Source organism: Bacteroidota bacterium, assembly GCA_018692315.1.
Lineage (GTDB): Bacteria > Bacteroidota > Bacteroidia > Bacteroidales > JABHKC01 > JABHKC01.
Window position 1 is genome coordinate 1 of sequence record JABHKC010000205.1, and the last position, 17355, is coordinate 17355.

The window sequence follows — 17355 nt, forward strand, 5'->3', positions numbered from 1 at the left end:
AAATATAAAAGAATAGAGAAATTTGGAGAAAACCACCCAGCTTGGGCTCTTGTTATGAATGATGAGGGATTAGGATTTATTAACAGTTCGGGTAAGGAAATAGTACAACCAAAATATAAAAGAATAGAGAAATTTGGAGAAAACCACCCAGCTTGGGCTCTTGTTATGAATGATGAGGGTTTAGGATTTATTAATAGTTTGGGGAAAGAAATTGTTCCAACGAAATACAATGAAATTGAAAAATTTGGAGAACTGCACCCAGAGTGGGCACTTGTAAAAAAAGACGATTTATGTGGTTTTATCAATACTTCTGGTAAAGAAATTGTAAATCCTCAATATGAAAAAATTGAAAGTGGGGAAAAAATTGAAGGTGTTAATGGAAACAAAAAATCAGAAATAAAAAAGCCTTAAATCGATTATCTCTTATAAATGTTTTCAAACATTACGAAACTTCTAAAAATGCAAACTTTGCCTTGTTTATATATTTTAATATGCTCATTTACAGAAGTAAACTCCACTATTAACATTTCTTAAGCCTTGAATTTTGCTATTTTTAGAAGTCCCTATTATATTTGTCCTGTTTTTTATAATGATGAAATAATATGATATTAAATTTTAAAACAGGAAAACTACCTCCAAATTTCATTTATTTAGGAATATTATTTCTTGGTGTAGGAGTTTGGAGAATTATACTATTAGACTGGATTGGAATAATATTTTTAGTAGTTTCCTTTTTTTTCCTATTTATTAAGTCAGGAATATTAATTGACGCAAGCAGGAAAAAACTAAAAATATACATAGGTTTTTTGGGAATAAAAAAGGGCAATTGGGAAGATATTAGTTCTGTAAAATACCTTCAAATAATTAAGATTACCGAGTCTCAAAGCATGAATGTTGTATCAATAGCTAGAAATAATAGCCAAATTGTTTATAAACTTATTTTAATAATGCCCAATAAAAAGATAGAAATTCTGAAAGGAGATAAGGACTTTATTAATAAAGTTGCTGAAAAAATAGAAGCTGAATTGCAAACTACTGTTTTAAATAATACTACTTGAAAATAAGAATACATAAAAATTTGAAATATGAATTTTAACGGAAAAAACATATTGATAACCGGAGGTTCAAGAGGAATTGGGAAAGCCTGTGCAATTGCATTTTCGAGATTAGGAGCAAAAGTTGCAATAAATTACAAATCTGACAAAAAAGCAGCAGAGCAAACTTTATCAGAGATGGAAGGCGATGATCATTTTGCTATAAAAGCAGATGTAAGTAAAGACAAGGATTTGCAAAAACTTTTCAGCGAATATGAGAGCCAATTCGAAAAGATTGACATTCTCGTAAATAATGCAGGAATTTATAAATACCACCCAATTGACGAAGTTGATTTCTCGGAGTGGAAAAAACTATGGAAAGAAACCATTGATGTAAATTTAATTGCATCGGCGAATTTATGTTTTTGGGCTTCTCAAAAAATGATAAAAAACGGAGGTGGGAAAATAGTTAATGTTTCGTCGAGAGGTGCATTTCGTGGCGAACCCAAGAACCCTGCTTATGGTGCCAGCAAAGCCGGACTAAATTCTATGAGTCAGTCATTGGCAAAAGCTTTGGCTAAATACAGAATTTTTGTTGGGGTAGTTGCTCCAGGATTTGTTGATACCGATATGGGAAACACCGCTTTAAGCGAAAGCGAAAAAATGAAATTGATTGAAGAATTGCCAATGAAACGAATGGCAACAGCCGAAGAAGTAGCTCATGCTGTATTGTTTCTTGCTTCCGATGGTGCTGAATATACCACAGGTACAATTATTGACGTTAATGGAGCTTCCTATTTGAGGACTTGAGAAATGTTACAAGTGGAAAGTTTGTAAACTTGAAAGTTTTCCACACCGTCATTCCCACGAAGGCAGGAATCTCTATGAGTTAGGTAAGTCCTTGAAGGGATTCCTGCCTTCGCAGGAATGAGTAAACTTTTAGTAAAATATATTTTTGGGATTAATTCCGGTTTCAAATAAAATATTAATTCAAAAAGTCAAAAAAAGATTTAGCCCTAAATATTATTACTTCACTATTTATTATAATTTATTAATTTAGCACAATTTTATTGTAGAAATATTTTTGAAAAAATGAAAGTTAAAGTTCTAAGATATACTCTTTTATTGGTTCTAATTACAACATTTTCTTATAATGTTAATTCTCAAATTAGCCTTGGACTTGGACCAACAAGCTATGTGTTCACAAATTCGCAAGATGCCAATTTTCATTATGGGGGTAATATTCGACTTTCTTATACTGAAGAAAAAATATTGGTAGATTTTGGATTTTCGTACTTTTTCCCTGTTATTACAAATATTCCGGACGTAGCACTCGAAAAAGATCCAAGTATTCATCTTTTTCCGAATCCATTAAATATTTATAATGCAGTTACAGGTCGTAGTATTGAAACTTTTCTGCATTGTCATTACTACTTTATTGGCATGTCTGATCGTGGCTTAGGAGTATATGGGCTTCTCGGAGCTGGTTATTTTTATTATGAGCAAGAATATAATCTTTCTTTTTTCGACCCAATTGAATATTATCCTGAAACTTACGTTGATGGAGTGGTAAATTCGAGCTATCAAATTACTGCAAATGCCGGCGGAGGAATCAAAACTGAGTTTCGCAGAACTTCTATTTTTGCCGAAACAAAATTTTCGCTTGCTACACAACTGAACAAAGATTATGGAAATGCAGTTCTTCTAAAACCATATTTTAGCTTTTCGTTAGGTCTTCGTTATCATCTAAAAATGCGAAAATCGTATTACGAAACAAAAGCAATGGGCAGAAACAAAAGAACTATCAAAAAAGAGCGCAAAAGAATCAGGAGGAAATAATAAATTTCGAATATTGAACACCGTTTTCGAATTCCAAATTTCTTTTATTCATCATTCAAAATTCATTATTGCTTATTCATTTTAAAATTACAACTGAATAATCAAAACCTCTTCTTTCTCCTCTCTTAATACATCTACTGTAACTGTTTCTCCGGCATTTAGCACTTTCAGGCGAGCCATATAATCATAAATATTCGAAACAGATTTCCCGTTCATTTTTATTATAATATCGCCATCCTTCATTCCGCCGCCAAATGCAGGTCCACCCTTTCTCACTACCTCAACTCTCAATCCATTGTTATCTGATTGAGCAAAATCTGGCATAATTCCTAAGGTAACTTTATATTTTCCGGCAGCTCCCGACCTACTTTTAGGGCCTGCTTCATTAAAAGTTAAACTTCTGTCTGTAAATGCAAAAGCAGATACCAAATCGTACGAAAAATCGGAGACTTCTTTCAGTCCCTCAAAATTGATTGCCCCTGTGGTGTCCTGAGGTGTATGATAGTCTTTATGTGCACCTGTGGAAATAAAAGATACCGGAATATCTTTGGCATAAAAGGAAGAATGGTCTGATGCACCATAACCTTCAGGCGATAAACTTAAATCTAAATCATAATTATTTGCAACAGATTTTATTATGGAATCTGCCTCAAATGAAGTACCAGTGCCGCCAATCAACAAGCTTCTTGAATCTGGTTTTAGCCTGCCAAGCATATCGAAATTTATCATTGCATCAATTTTATCAATTTCGATTAGAGGATTATTTACAAAATAGTTAGATCCAAGCAAACCCATTTCTTCGGCTCCAAATGCCATGAAAATAATATTCTTTTTCAGCAAATGTTTTTGCTCAGCAAATTTCCCTGCAAGTTCGATTACCGCTGCCACTCCCGATGCATTGTCGTCGGCTCCAAAATGAATTGCCGAAGTGTCGGGAACCCGCGAACCTGAGCCTTGCCCGCCCATGCCGAGATGGTCGTAGTGTGCTCCCACAACAATATATTCAGCATTTTTTTCATCGCAGGATAACAGTCCAATCACATTTTGTGTTTTCGCTTTGGTTTGAATTACTTCGGTGTTTGCCTCTACAATAGCATCAGTTTCGAAACTTTGAGTCTGTAGTTTGCCGGTAATATTTTCTTCCAGACTTTTTATAGTGTGGCCAGATTTTTTTAATATCATATCGACAATTTCTCGTTTGATATTAATTACCGAAATATTAGAATTTGCTTCACTTTTGTCGTAAAATAATGAAACAAGTGCATCTTTTTTATCGATTTTTTCGCCTGTAACAAATAAAACACCAATTGCGCCATGATCTTTTGCAATCAACACTTTTGTTCGTTCGTCGGCAAACTCAACAAATTTGCTTTTCGGATTGTCCATATCGGGATCTCCTCTCAAAATCATTACCCATTTGTCTTTTACATCAATGTTTGCATAATCGTCCCAAACTATGCTGTCGGTTTTAAGTGAAATTCCATAGCCTGCAAAAACTACTCTGGCTTTCGTCAAACAATTTTTCGTGAACGAAAATGGCACGAAATCTTCATTCAATTTCGCTGAAAAATCATTAATTTTCAAGTTGTTATTTTCGCCAAGCTCTATGTCTTTTATCACCTCAAATTTTTGGAAGGCACCTTCAGCCAATAGCTCTAATCCATAGTTTTGAAACTGTTGACGAATATAATTCGAAGCATAAAAATCTCCTTCGGTTCCGGGTTTTCTGCCAGCACATTCCTCCGATGCCAGATATAAAATATGCTCTTTTAATTCCGGAATAGTAATATCTAATACTGCTGAACTATTGACTGTGTTTTTTTCTAAATTTGCTGTGTTACATGCTGTTATTATCAGCATTACAAACAATATCAGTTTTATGTTTTTCATAAATATTCTTTTATATTTTTTGACAAATATATAAAAGATTGTTGTTGCAAAATTGAAATATTGAATGTGCTTTAAAGTGAATACAATCAAATTTTTTTCTATTTTTTTTTTTCACAAAATGGAAAATATTCACTTATCCAAGCCTGCACCCCTCCTTCAAGATTATAAACATTTAAGAAATTTTCGTTTTCTTGAAGGTATTCGACTACGGCGAGACTTTTTTCTCCAAATTCGCAGACTATAACAACTTTTCGATTTGCAGGAATTTCGTTCAGATTATCAAATAGATAGGAAACTTCATAACATTTGCCGCCAATATTGTAATCTTCGAATTGATGCTTTTCTCGAATGTCAATAATGTAAGGTTCCGATTTTTTTTGAATCAATTTATACAATTCATCTGGAGAAATACTATTTATTTTAGTTTCATTTTCCGGTTCGCAAAAGTCGAAATATTCGCCCAATTCAGTAACATTTGCAACTTCCGGATTACGCTTGAAAGTGATAATATTTGTACTAAAATTTAGAGCATCAATTTGCAATAATTTACCACTTAAAGTTTTTCCAATATCAAGAGCAATTTTTATGGCTTCGTTTGCTTGAATAGTTCCTATCATGCCAGGCATCACTCCGAGAACTCCAATTGTAGAACAAGTTGGCACATCGTCTGTTTCGGGTTGCTCCGGAAATAAGCATCGGTAGGTAGGTCCTCCTTTATAATTAAAAACCGAGGCTTGTCCGATGAATTTATAAATCGCACCAAAAACCAGTGGTTTACTAAGGATTACACAAGCATCGTTTATTAAATATCTTGTAGGAAAATTGTCGGAACCATCAATAATTATTTCGTAGTTGCTGAAAATTTCCAAAACATTTTCTCGGCTAAGTTTTGTATTATGAATTTCAAATTTCACAAAGGGATTTTGAGCGGAAAGTTTTTCCTTTGCAACTTTAACTTTTGGTTTACCAATATCGTTTGTGTCGAACAGAATTTGACGCTGAAGATTGCTTTCGCTAACAATATCGAAATCTACAATGCCAATTGTTCCTATTCCGGCAGCGCTGAGATATTGCAAAACCGGACAACCCAAACCACCGGCACCTACAACAAGAACTTTAGCATTTTTAAGTTTTTGCTGCCCCTTTAATCCAATTTCCGGCATTATTATATGCCTATTGTAACGTTGTAATTCTATATTGTTTAAAACCATTTTAATAGATTATAATTTTATGTTTTTTAGACCAAAGAATTATAGTTCTTATCGAATCCAATATTTCTATGAGACTAAAAAATAACACAAAATATTTCAAAGTACATTTTCAATTTTCAAGCACAAAAGTATAAGATTTCTCAAACTCAAATTTTATTGACTAAAGGGAACATCTAAAAATGCAAATTTCTTCGTTGTTTCGAAATTTTAAAATCCTCATTTACAATGGTAAACTGCGGTCTTAAAATTTCTTACGCCTTGAAATTTACTATTTTTAGAAGTCCCCTAAATGAACTATCAAATAGAATTTGTAGAATAAGCAAATATATTTTGCTATTAGAATATCTAATATTAGTTTTGTTTTGACTTTGTAAAAAATTTGAGGATGATGAAGTGGATAGAAAATATTAGAAATTATTCAACTATAATATATAAAGTAATATTATTTTTAGTAAGTATTGCAATTATAGTTTATCTGTTCCCGAAAGAGGGCAAATTCAGATATGAATTTCAGAAAGGAAAACCATGGCTACACGAAGATTTGATAGCTCCCATGGATTTTGCAATTCTAAAATCTGATATCGAAATTGAGCAACAAAAAGAAAGTATATTGAAGGATTTTTATCCATATTTTCAATTCGATGATAAAGCTCAAACCCTTCAATTCAAACAGTTTAATAATCATTTTGAAGATGTTTGGAAAAAGAATATAGAAGATTTTTTATCACAATTTTCAGATTCTTCCGAAGAGAAAACCAATTTCGATTCAATAAAAAATTCTTACTTGCTGTTTTATAAAAGCCTTTTAGATAAAATTTATGTGAAAGGAATTGTGAGCCACGATGAAATAAAAGAGCTAAACGAAAAAAGCAGATTGGTTCTCGTAATTGCAAATCATGCCGAAGAAGTCAAAGTATCGGAAGTATTTACCCCAAAATTAGCTTATGAATATTCTAAAGACGAGATTGAAAAATTTGCCGAACAAAACAGCGATACTTTAGTTGAACCTAAACTACTAAATCAAATAAATATTAACGAATTTATTCATCCTAATTTTTCTTACGACGAAGAAACTTCAAATAAAATAAAAGCTAACCTGACCGAAAATATTTCTGTAACCTACGGAATGGTGCAGTCTGGCGAACGAATAATCTCGAAAGGTGAGGTTGTACACGACGATGCTTATAAAATTCTGGAGTCTTTAAAAAAGGAGTTTGAAAGCTCTCTTGGAAATTCGAGCAATTATTATTTGATAATTTTTGGTCAAATTATTTTAATATTTTCTACCATTTTTATACTTTTTTTGTTTCTATTCAATTTCAGGAAAGAAATACTATACGATTGGCACAAAACATTTTTTATTTTATTAATAATTATTCTAATAATAAGCCTTGCAGTACTGATAATAAAAATTGAAAACATTAGTATTTATATTGTTCCTTTTGCAATATTGCCCATAATTTTACGCACATTCTACGATGCAAGATTAGCTCTGTTTATTCATATTATTTCTATTTTACTGATTGGTTTTTTAGCTCCAAATGGATTCGAGTTTGTTTTTCTTCAGTTTAGTACAGGTGTAGTTGCAATTTTCACTCTTGCAAACAACTACAAACGAGGACAGTTGTTTCTTTCAGCTTTAGTTGTATTTATTGCGTACAGTGTTTTATATCTAGGATTTGCAATTATTCAGGAAGGAAATTTCTCGGCAATAAATGTTTATAATTTTGCATGGTTTGCCATAAATAGCTTACTTCTTTTGTCATCATATCCATTGATTTATATTTTCGAAAAACTATTCGGTTTCATTTCAGAACAGTCGTTGATGGAACTTTCAGATACAAATAGTCCGCTTTTGCGAAAACTTGCTGAGGATGCTCCCGGTACTTTTCAACATTCCATTCAAGTGGCAAATTTGGCCGAAGCTGCAATCAGAAAAATTGGAGGGAATTCGCTACTTGCACGCACAGGAGCACTATATCACGATATTGGGAAAACCCAAAATCCGCAGTTTTTCATCGAAAATCAAACTTCAGACATAAATCCACACAAGGAAAAAAGTTTTGAAGAAAGTGCAATGATTATAATCAGCCATGTTACTGAGGGTGTGAGGATTGCTAAAAAGCACCGTTTACCGGCACAAATTATTGATTTTATAGAAACACATCATGGCAATTCTACGGTGCAATATTTCTACCGCTCGTTTATAAATGATAATCCCGAGGAAGATATCGACATAAGTAAATTTTCTTATCCCGGTCCAATTCCAATGTCGAAAGAGACAGTTGTAGTTATGATGGCTGATTCTATTGAAGCCGCTTCAAGAAGCTTGAAAAAAGTTAGCGAGAAAAATCTTATAGAACTGATTGACAATATAATAAATTATCAACTAAAAGAAGGTCAGTATGAAGATGCAGATGTAACATTCAAAGATATTTCTACAATTAAAGAGATATTTTTGTCGAAACTAAAAAACATCTATCATGCCCGTATCGAATATCCTAAATTGAAAAAAACTGAGGTTCAATAATTTCTGCCTTATTTGATAAGACCTATAGATTGATTCATGCTAAGGCTTTCCACAATCGAAATAAAAGTAATCAAAAAAAAATCCCCTTTGAGCGAACAAAGAGGATTTTTTTTCTAAATGGGAATATTTTACATCATTCCACCCATTCCACCCATTCCTGGATTCATTGGTGGCATAGCTGGTTCGCTTTCTTTTACATCTGCTAAAACACATTCGGTAGTTAGCAACATACCTGCAATAGAAGCTGCATTTTCGATAGCTACACGTGTAACTTTTGTAGGATCAATTACACCTGAGCGGAATAAGTTTTCAAATTTATTTGTTCGAGCATTATATCCAATTGCACTTTTGCTATTTTTGACTTGTTGAACAATAACTGAACCTTCAAGACCTGAATTTTCTACAATCTGGCGTAGTGGTTCTTCAACAGCTCTACGGATTATTGCAATACCTGTCTTTTGGTCTTCGTTTTCAATTTTAAGTTTTTCTAAGCCTTTTATTGAGCGAATAAGTGCTACTCCACCTCCTGGAACTATTCCTTCTTCAACAGCTGCACGAGTTGCACTAAGGGCATCTTCTACTCTTGCTTTTTTCTCTTTCATTTCAACTTCTGTTGCAGCACCAACATAAAGAACTGCTACACCGCCAGCCAATTTTGCTAATCTTTCTTGTAACTTTTCTTTATCGTAGTCTGAACTTGTTGTCTCGATTTGTGCTTTGATTTGAGAAATTCTTGCTCCGATATTTTCAGCATTTCCTGAACCGTTTACAACAATTGTATTGTCTTTATCAATTACAATTTTTTCGGCTCCACCAAGCATTTCTAATGTAGTTCCTTCAAGTTTTAATCCTTTCTCTTCCGAAATTACTGTTCCACCTGTCAAAATTGCAATATCTTCTAACATTTCTTTTCTTCTGTCGCCAAAACCAGGAGCTTTAACGGCTGCAATTTTTAATGAACCACGAATTTTGTTTACTACGAGAGTAGCTAATGCTTCGCCATCAATATCTTCAGCAATAATCATCAACGGACGACCTGATTGTGCAGCTGGTTCTAAAATTGGAAGCAAATCTTTCATTGTTGAAATTTTCTTGTCGTACATTAATATATACGGATTCTCAAGAACTGTTTCCATTTTTTCAGAATCGGTAATAAAATAAGGAGAAATATATCCTCTATCGAATTGCATACCTTCAACAACTTCAACATGAGTTTCTGTTCCTTTTGCTTCTTCTACTGTAATTACACCTTCTTTATTCACTTTATCCATTGCAGTTGCAACCAATTTTCCAATAGAACTATCGTTGTTTGCCGATACCGAAGCTACTTGCTCAATTTTACTAATATCATCACCAACTTCTTTAGAAAGAGATTTTAAGTTTTCTACAACTTTAGCAACAGCTTTGTCGATACCACGTTTCAAATCCATTGGATTTGCTCCGGCTGTAACATTTTTTAAGCCAACACTAATAATTGATTGTGCAAGAACTGTAGCGGTTGTAGTACCATCACCGGCATCGTCGTTGGTTTTAGAAGCAACTTCTTTTACCATCTGAGCTCCAAGATTTTCAATAGTTCCTTCGAGTTCAATTTCTTTTGCAACAGTTACCCCATCTTTGGTAATCAAAGGTGCACCAAATTTTTTATCAATAACAACATTTCTTCCTTTAGGTCCTAATGTTACTTTTACTGCATTTGCTAATTCGTCAACCCCTTTTTTTAATAAATCGCGAGCTTCTATATCAAATTTTATTTCTTTTGCCATTTTTTCTATTTTTCGACTTTTTAAACTTTATTTTACTTTTTTACTATTATGTACTAAATTATTGCAAGAACATCTGATTGAGACATTATTAAATATTTGTTTCCTTCAAATTCAAGCTCAGTACCAGAATATTTGCCGTATAAAACTTTATCTCCAACTTTCAATTCCATTTTCTCATCTGCAGTTCCTTGTCCTGCTGATACAATAGTTCCTCTTTGTGGTTTCTCTTGTGCTGAATCAGGAATAATAATTCCGCCAACTGTTTTTTGCTCAGCTTCCATTGGTTCAATCAATACTCTTGTTCCTAATGGTTTAATACTAATTTTTGTCATTTCTAATACATTATTTAATTATACATAAGTCAATTTTGGATCGGCATTTATCATATTTTATGCCAAAAATAAATTGATTTTTTTTGTTTGAAATAAAATATTGACGCATTTACTATACGCCTGTAATACAGAGCTTTATCTTTACGATTGTTTTGAATAATTGAAAATCATTTATGCATAATACGACATTTTTTCATTAGAGCAAAAACCTGTTTGCCCTGAAATTATGACAGTAATACAATAAATATCAACAAATTATAAGCTCACTAAAGTATTGTACAAAAAAAAATGTCAGCAAATATGACATGCTGACATTTCTTTTAAAACACAATATTTTTTTTATTCCCCTGCTGGAGGCGTTTCGTTTTCGGGAGTTGCAGTTTCAGGAGTTGCAGTTGGTAAATTAGGAATAGCTCCGGGTTGAGGTGCATTTTCTATTTGCTCTTGCATCAACGAAGTACTTACAATATCAGATTCGTTGCGAGGAATCGACATAGTAGCTACAAGACTGAAAACCAACAAAGAAATGGCTAAACCCCATGTGGCTTTTTCCAAAAAATCGGCAGTTTTTCTTACTCCCATTACCTGATTTGAAGAGGCAAAATTTGAAGCTAAGCCGCCACCTTTCGAATTTTGAACTAAAACAATTAATACAAGCAATACACTGGCAACTAATATTAATCCTGTTACTAAATAATACATATCTACTTTATTTATAAATTTTTAACAATATTTTCAACTTCTTTCTTTCGAGCCGCAAAATAAATGTTTTTTTGTGGATATTTCAAAATTAATTTATCATAAATTTTTAAGGCTTTAGAATAGTGTTTTTGCTTTATGTAAACCTTTGCTAATGTTTCGGTTATAAGATTGGGATCTTCCATTTCGCTCGCTTTTGACCTATCTATTTGCGTGCCGGCACGATTTTTTGACACTTCAATTCGTGGCGAATTTTTAATGAAAGCATCAATTAAAGACTTGCCATTGTCTTCTGTAACATCAGATTTCTCGAAATAATTATTCGAAGAATTTTGTGTTTCTAAATCAGGAAATTCTGAGAATCTGTCATTTGGTTGAGGTAAAACAGATTTTTCTGCTTCATTTTCAATATTAGATGATTCTTCCTCCTTTATGTGCGACTTGCTCTGATCTTTTTGTTGAGCAATTTTAGTTTCATCAATAAATTCTATCTCTGATTCTACAGGATTTTGTATATTTTTTTTTGGGTTTTCGCTTTCTAAGTTTGAATTAATATTTTCATTCGGCTCATTTTCGTCTGAATGTAAATCTTTTAAATATTTTAATCGTAATTCTTCCGCAATTTTTTGCTGTTGATTTCTTGCTTCAGAAATAGAAATTCTTTCATTCGAATCAACAGAATAATCTTTCAATTTATCGGACAGAAATTTGTTAGAATTTTCATCATTCAGCAAATAGAAAAGTTTTTTCCTGCTTGCAATATGGCTCGATGAAATCTTTAACTGCTTGTTAAACTTTATGTTATCTTGATTGTGCAGATTTTTCAGAAGCAGCAAATGAGCAGTCTGAAAATATGGATATTCTTTTATCAATTCAAATATTTTGAAAAGACTTGCTTCATCAAGTTTTTCAGGGAACTGCATATATTTGATAAAATCTGATCTATTCATGCTTTGATAATTGAAAACTCATTTTTTAGGGAGACTATTTTTATTTAAAAAAATCAATTATAATTTGGTTACCAATTTACTACGGCTTTATTAAAAATATCGTCAATAATTTGTTCAACTATTGTTTCGATTAAACTTTCTTCTACTGAGTTGAGTTCTTCGGAGCTAGAATAGTCTTCATACCTTTCGAAAGTTGTATCGAAATCGAATTGCGGATCTTTAGAATTAGTAAATATTACATGAATTTTTATAGTCAATCTGTTCGAAGCGGCTGTTTCATTGCTCTGAATATCAATAGGTTTTGTATTATAATCAACAATTTCTCCTTGAAAATGCAAATCGCCGGTTCCGTTTATTAATTCTAAACTAGTTTGCGACACGAACTTATCTTTCAAATCATCTGTCAGCTTTTGGCTTAAGCTTGGCTGAACAAGAGGCGCTTGATTCGGGAAATATTCTACAGAAACTGTTTTTGCATCGGCAGGAATTGAGGCTCCCGACAAAGAATAACTGATTTTACAACTTTGTGCAAAAATAATTATAAAAATAAGACTAAATGTCAGTTTGACAATTTTCATGTGCTTTGAAATTAGAAATTGGAAAATAGGAATTCACAAAACATAACAGAATACTCGACTTTACAAACTTTAAACTTTACAAACTTTATAATTTAAAACCTTCAACTTTACAAACTCAAATATCATACTCTTTTATTTTTCTATATAAAGTTCGTTCCGAAATACCTAAATCGAAGGCTGCATTTTTTCGTTTCCCATTGTGTTTTTTAAGTGCCTTTTTGATTAGCTCAATCTCCTTATCGACAATAGAAAGTGATTCTTCAACATAAATTTCAGTATCTTCAACATTATGTTCTTCAACAGGCTTTATGTCAATAGTTTCGTTTACAGAAGGTTTGGATTGAAAATCGTTTTGAATATTCTTAATTGTATTTGAATATTCGTCAGTTAGATTAATTTTTTCGGTACCATTTTCAATTATTTCATGAACAAGTTTTTTCAAATCGTTCATATCGTTTCCCATATCGTTCATGTTTTTTTTCATATCGAATAGAACCTGATATAAAATCTCACGCTCGTTGGCAAATGTTTTTTCATCGATAGATTTATTGTAAAGAGCTGGAAGTTTTGGCATTTGTTTATTTGGCAAATATTTCCTCATAGTGTCTGCCGAAATGTCTCTATTTTGTTCAATAACTGATATTTGTTCGGTAATATTCTTCAATTGCCTGACATTTCCGGGCCACCGGTATTTTTCTAATACCAAACGAGCTTCTTCGTTGAGCTTCACTGCCGGCATTCTGTAGCGCTCAGCAAAATCGTATGCAAATTTTCTGAATAGCAAATAAACATCTTGATTTCTTTCGCGAAGAGGCAAAATATTTATTGGTACCGAGTTAAGTCTGTAATATAGATCTTCGCGAAACTTATTATCATTTATTGCTTTTGGGATATCTAAATTTGTAGCTGCTATTATTCTAACTTCAGTTTTTTGAACAAGTGAAGAGCCAACTTTAATAAATTCGCCGGTTTCTAAAACTCTCAGCAACCGTACTTGTGTTGGTAGAGGTAATTCGCCAACTTCGTCGAGAAAAATTGTTCCTTTATCGGCTACTTCAAAATATCCTTTTCTATGGTCTGTTGCACCTGTAAATGCTCCTTTTTAGTGTCCAAAAAGCTCCGAGTCGATAGTTCCTTCCGGAATTGCACCACAATTCACCGCTATATATTTGCCATGTTTTCGAGTACTAAATTTGTGGATAATCTTAGGAAAAACCTCTTTACCAGTGCCACTTTCGCCACTTATCAATACCGACAAATCTGTTGGAGCTACCTGAAAGGCAATATCAATAGCTCGATGCAAACTTGCAGAATTTCCTAAAATCCCGAATCGTTGTTTTATTTTTTCAATATCCATAAAAGTATTAAAATCAATAATAATTGCAAATTTACAATATTTTGAAGAAACTGAAAATTTGTCGGTCTGTTGTATTCTGTATATAAATTTATTAAAAGTAATTGATTAGTTTATCATCAAGATAAATATCATTTTCAGAAGTGAAATATTTTTTACTTATTAGATTGTCAAAATTTGTAATATTTTTGTAATTTTACTTAATTTAACGAATTTTATTTTGATAATGTAAAAAATGGATGAGAATAATCCGATATCGAAAAATTTGATTCTTGCAAAAGAAAAACTCTTGCCACAAGAAGAAATGCTGGAAATTAGAACCCAAAATGCGGAACTAATAATTGGCATCCCTAAAGAGAACAGTGAAACTGAAAATAGGATTTGCCTTACTCCTCTTGATGTTGAATTATTAGTAAATAATGGCCATAAAGTTTTGATTCAATCTAATGCAGGAAATTCAATAAATTTTACAGATAAGGATTTTGCAGATTCTGGAGGAATTATAATAAACGAATTAGAAGAAGTTCTGAGAAGTGATATCATTTTGAAAGTTTCGCCATTATCAGAAAAAGAAATAGGTTTGCTTCGAGGAAATCAATTAATTATGTCTCCAATAAATATTGTTTCTCAAGACCAAAAATATTTTAGGAGTTTAATGCAAAAAAAACTAAGCGCAATTTCTTTCGAGTATTTAAAAGACAGAAATAATATTCATCCTATATTGCGTTCTATGAGCCAAATTGTTGGCAGTACTTCAATACTTATAGCTTCTGAATATTTGAGCAATGTACACAATGGCATTGGAAAAATGTTAGGAGGAATAACCGGCATAAATCCTACAGAAATTGTGATAATTGGAGCTGGAATTGCCGGCGAATATGCAGCCAAAACTGCCATCGGACTTGGAGCTTTAGTAAAAATATTTGATAAATCTTTTCTAAAATTAGAAAGACTACAAAACAACATAAAACATCCAATATTCACATCGGTTCTTCAGCCAAAAATTCTTAATAATGCTTTAAAAACTGCCGATGTTGTGATTGGTGCAATAAATCCTTCTATCAGCAATCGCAAGTTTTTCGTGAGCGAAGATATGGTTAAAAATATGAAAAGAGGCTCTGTAATTATTGATATTAGCATAGATCAAGGAGGGTGCTTTGAAACCTCTAAACTTACTGATCTTAAGAATCCTGTATATATTAAGCATGGTGTAGTTCATTATTGTGTACCTAACATTTCGTCAAGAGTTGGTCGAACTGCATCCTATGCTTTAAGTAATATTATTACGCCAATTTTGCTGAGTATTGCCGAAGCGGGAGGAATTAATAATTTATTGAGAAAAGAGAGCGGAATAAGAAATGGCACTTATATATATCGCGGTATGCTTACGAATTACGAAATTGGGGATAAATTCGACATTCCTGCAAAAGATTTTGACTTAATTATGGCAGCTTTATAAAAACTTAAATTTACTAAAATGAATATTGAATCGTTCAGAGAATATTGCTTATCGAAAAAAGGAGTAAGCGAATCATTCCCATTCGATGAAACAACTTTAGTTTTCAAAGTTTTGGACAAAATGTTCGCTTTAACTGATACTGAAAGTGATTTCAGGATAAATCTAAAATTTGATCCGGAAAAAGCTATTGAGCTTAGGGAGCAATACGAAGCAGTAATTCCGGGATACCATATGAGCAAAAAACACTGGAATACAATAATAATAGACGGCTCAATTCCTGACAGTATGCTTTCGAAATGGATAGATGGATCGTATAATATTATTGTTAGCAAAATGCCAAAGTATAAGCAAAAAGAACTCAGTAGTAATTGAATATTGAATATTGATTATTGAATATTGATTATTAATAATATTTTGCCAGCCCAATTTCCAAATTTAAATATTTCAAATGAAAAAAATCATAAGCTATTTTTTACAAGGACTTCTATACACGGTCCCACTTGCAGTTTCAATATATGTTTTAGTTGTTTCATTTTTATTTTTAGATAACTTAATTCCTATAGATATTCCTGGCATTGGACTTTTGGTTATTTTAGTTTTAGTTACTATTGTTGGATTTTTTGGGCAATTAATAATTACAAAACCTATTTATACATTTTTTGATGGCTTGCTGAAAAAAGCTCCATTGATAAAAATTGTTTATTCTGCTGTCAAAGATTTATTATCTGCCTTTGTAGGAAAAGAGAAAAAATTCAGAAATCCCGTTCTCGTAAAAATTAATGAACAAGCTTCGGTAGAACGACTTGGATTTATTACAGAAAAAGACTTATCGGAATTAGGTATCGAAAACAAAATTGCAGTCTATCTTCCAAGCTCTTATGGAGTTCTTGGCGAGTTAATTATTGTTCCGAAAGAAAATGTAAAACCATTAGACGTACATCCCGCAGAAATTATGAAGTTTATTGTTTCTGGTGGGGTTACTAAGATGTAGTTAAACTTCTACACGCTGATTTTACAACAACATGTTTGCATTTTGTCAGCAATAAACTCATGCTCTAATAAGATAACATTTACCAAAAAATAAAATTTTGAAACCAGACCAATCGGTCATATATTTGTAAAATGAAAGAAAATGGGAAAAGGGGAAAAATAATTAGGGTAGGCTTCGACTTATTTGACAAATTCGGTTACAATGGGACAAGCATTAATGAAATTATTAAAGTTGCGAGAATTCCGAAGGGCTCCTTCTATCATTATTTTGAAAGTAAAGAGGCTTTTATGATAGAAGTAATGAAAGATTACTCTTTCAAAGTTTGTGATTGTATTGACAATTATTTGAGAAATAAATCGATAGAACCTGACAAGCGAATAAAAAAAATGTATCACGATTTTGTTGAATCATATGAGAACACCGGAGCATTTCCTTATGGCTCCTTTGCCAGCAAGATAAACTCTGAGGTTGGAGATAAATATCCCAAAATAAGAAAATCATCTAATGAAGTTTATTGTCAAATAATTGAGTCTCATGCTTATTGCCTTAGGAAATCGAAACTAAATTCAAACATTCGATCTGCATTGAACAAGAATGAAATTGCTCAGACAATAGTTTATTGTTGGGAAGGCGCAGTTTTAAGAATGCAAAGCACAAGTAGAATTGAACCACTTCATCTGTTTCAGAATATACTTAATAATTATTTACTAAAAATTGATTAG

16 protein-coding genes and 1 pseudogene are annotated in these 17355 nt (G+C 32.3%); 9 read left to right on the forward strand and 8 right to left on the reverse strand.

Annotation, left to right across the window (positions count from 1 at the left end; translation table 11 throughout):
* The 4 genes from HN894_15335 to HN894_15350 form a co-directional block, all read left to right on the forward strand.
* Positions 1-411 (forward strand): WG repeat-containing protein (locus HN894_15335; GenBank protein MBT7144696.1); only part of this gene is annotated, 411 nt, incomplete at its 5' end.
* A 191-nt stretch (positions 412-602) separates the two neighbouring features.
* Positions 603-1058 (forward strand): hypothetical protein, encoded by a 456-nt coding sequence (locus HN894_15340; GenBank protein ID MBT7144697.1) that lies wholly within the window; start codon positions 603-605, stop codon positions 1056-1058.
* A 27-nt stretch (positions 1059-1085) separates the two neighbouring features.
* The gene (locus HN894_15345) at positions 1086-1844 is read left to right on the forward strand and encodes an SDR family oxidoreductase (protein MBT7144698.1); all 759 of its coding nucleotides are present in this window, start codon (positions 1086-1088) and stop codon (positions 1842-1844) included.
* 282 nt (positions 1845-2126) lie between these two features.
* On the forward strand, positions 2127-2873 hold the full coding sequence (locus HN894_15350; protein ID MBT7144699.1) for a hypothetical protein: 747 nt from the start codon (positions 2127-2129) through the stop codon (positions 2871-2873).
* Positions 2874-2960: 87 nt separating this feature from the next.
* Here the strand turns inward: HN894_15350 and HN894_15355 are convergent, their stop codons facing one another.
* Both HN894_15355 and moeB read right to left on the reverse strand, forming a co-directional pair.
* Complete coding sequence (locus HN894_15355; GenBank protein MBT7144700.1) at positions 2961-4763, reverse strand: M20/M25/M40 family metallo-hydrolase; 1803 nt, start codon at positions 4761-4763, stop codon at positions 2961-2963.
* A 98-nt stretch (positions 4764-4861) separates the two neighbouring features.
* Positions 4862-5974 (reverse strand): molybdopterin-synthase adenylyltransferase MoeB, encoded by a 1113-nt coding sequence (gene moeB / locus HN894_15360; GenBank protein ID MBT7144701.1) that lies wholly within the window; start codon positions 5972-5974, stop codon positions 4862-4864.
* Between the two features lie 385 nt (positions 5975-6359).
* Between moeB and HN894_15365 the strand changes: the two genes are divergently transcribed.
* Positions 6360-8504, forward strand: coding sequence for an HDIG domain-containing protein (locus HN894_15365; protein ID MBT7144702.1), 2145 nt, complete (start codon positions 6360-6362; stop codon positions 8502-8504).
* A 128-nt stretch (positions 8505-8632) separates the two neighbouring features.
* Here the strand turns inward: HN894_15365 and groL are convergent, their stop codons facing one another.
* The 6 genes and pseudogenes from groL to HN894_15395 form a co-directional block, all read right to left on the reverse strand.
* Positions 8633-10270: a chaperonin GroEL gene (gene groL, locus HN894_15370; GenBank protein MBT7144703.1), complete on the reverse strand. Its 1638-nt coding sequence runs from the start codon at positions 10268-10270 to the stop codon at positions 8633-8635.
* A gap of 53 nt (positions 10271-10323) precedes the next feature.
* Positions 10324-10593 (reverse strand): co-chaperone GroES, encoded by a 270-nt coding sequence (locus tag HN894_15375; GenBank protein ID MBT7144704.1) that lies wholly within the window; start codon positions 10591-10593, stop codon positions 10324-10326.
* A gap of 348 nt (positions 10594-10941) precedes the next feature.
* Positions 10942-11304: a preprotein translocase subunit SecG gene (gene secG, locus HN894_15380; protein ID MBT7144705.1), complete on the reverse strand. Its 363-nt coding sequence runs from the start codon at positions 11302-11304 to the stop codon at positions 10942-10944.
* Positions 11305-11315: 11 nt separating this feature from the next.
* Positions 11316-12251 carry a hypothetical protein gene (locus HN894_15385; GenBank protein ID MBT7144706.1) on the reverse strand — a complete coding sequence of 312 codons (936 nt, stop codon included), beginning with the start codon at positions 12249-12251 and terminating at the stop codon, positions 11316-11318.
* A gap of 68 nt (positions 12252-12319) precedes the next feature.
* Positions 12320-12829: an LptE family protein gene (locus HN894_15390; protein ID MBT7144707.1), complete on the reverse strand. Its 510-nt coding sequence runs from the start codon at positions 12827-12829 to the stop codon at positions 12320-12322.
* Positions 12830-12944: 115 nt separating this feature from the next.
* A pseudogene (locus HN894_15395) lies at positions 12945-14186 on the reverse strand (sigma-54-dependent Fis family transcriptional regulator).
* Between the two features lie 232 nt (positions 14187-14418).
* On the opposite strand from HN894_15395, the gene HN894_15400 reads away from it, so the two are divergent.
* The 4 genes from HN894_15400 (at position 14419) to HN894_15415 (ending at position 17355) form a co-directional block, all read left to right on the forward strand.
* Positions 14419-15642: an alanine dehydrogenase gene (locus tag HN894_15400; GenBank protein MBT7144708.1), complete on the forward strand. Its 1224-nt coding sequence runs from the start codon at positions 14419-14421 to the stop codon at positions 15640-15642.
* An 18-nt stretch (positions 15643-15660) separates the two neighbouring features.
* Positions 15661-16014: an MmcQ/YjbR family DNA-binding protein gene (locus tag HN894_15405; GenBank protein MBT7144709.1), complete on the forward strand. Its 354-nt coding sequence runs from the start codon at positions 15661-15663 to the stop codon at positions 16012-16014.
* 76 nt (positions 16015-16090) lie between these two features.
* Positions 16091-16633 carry a DUF502 domain-containing protein gene (locus HN894_15410; protein ID MBT7144710.1) on the forward strand — a complete coding sequence of 181 codons (543 nt, stop codon included), beginning with the start codon at positions 16091-16093 and terminating at the stop codon, positions 16631-16633.
* 131 nt (positions 16634-16764) lie between these two features.
* A complete protein-coding gene (locus tag HN894_15415; GenBank protein ID MBT7144711.1) occupies positions 16765-17355 on the forward strand; it encodes a TetR/AcrR family transcriptional regulator in 591 nt (196 codons plus the stop codon).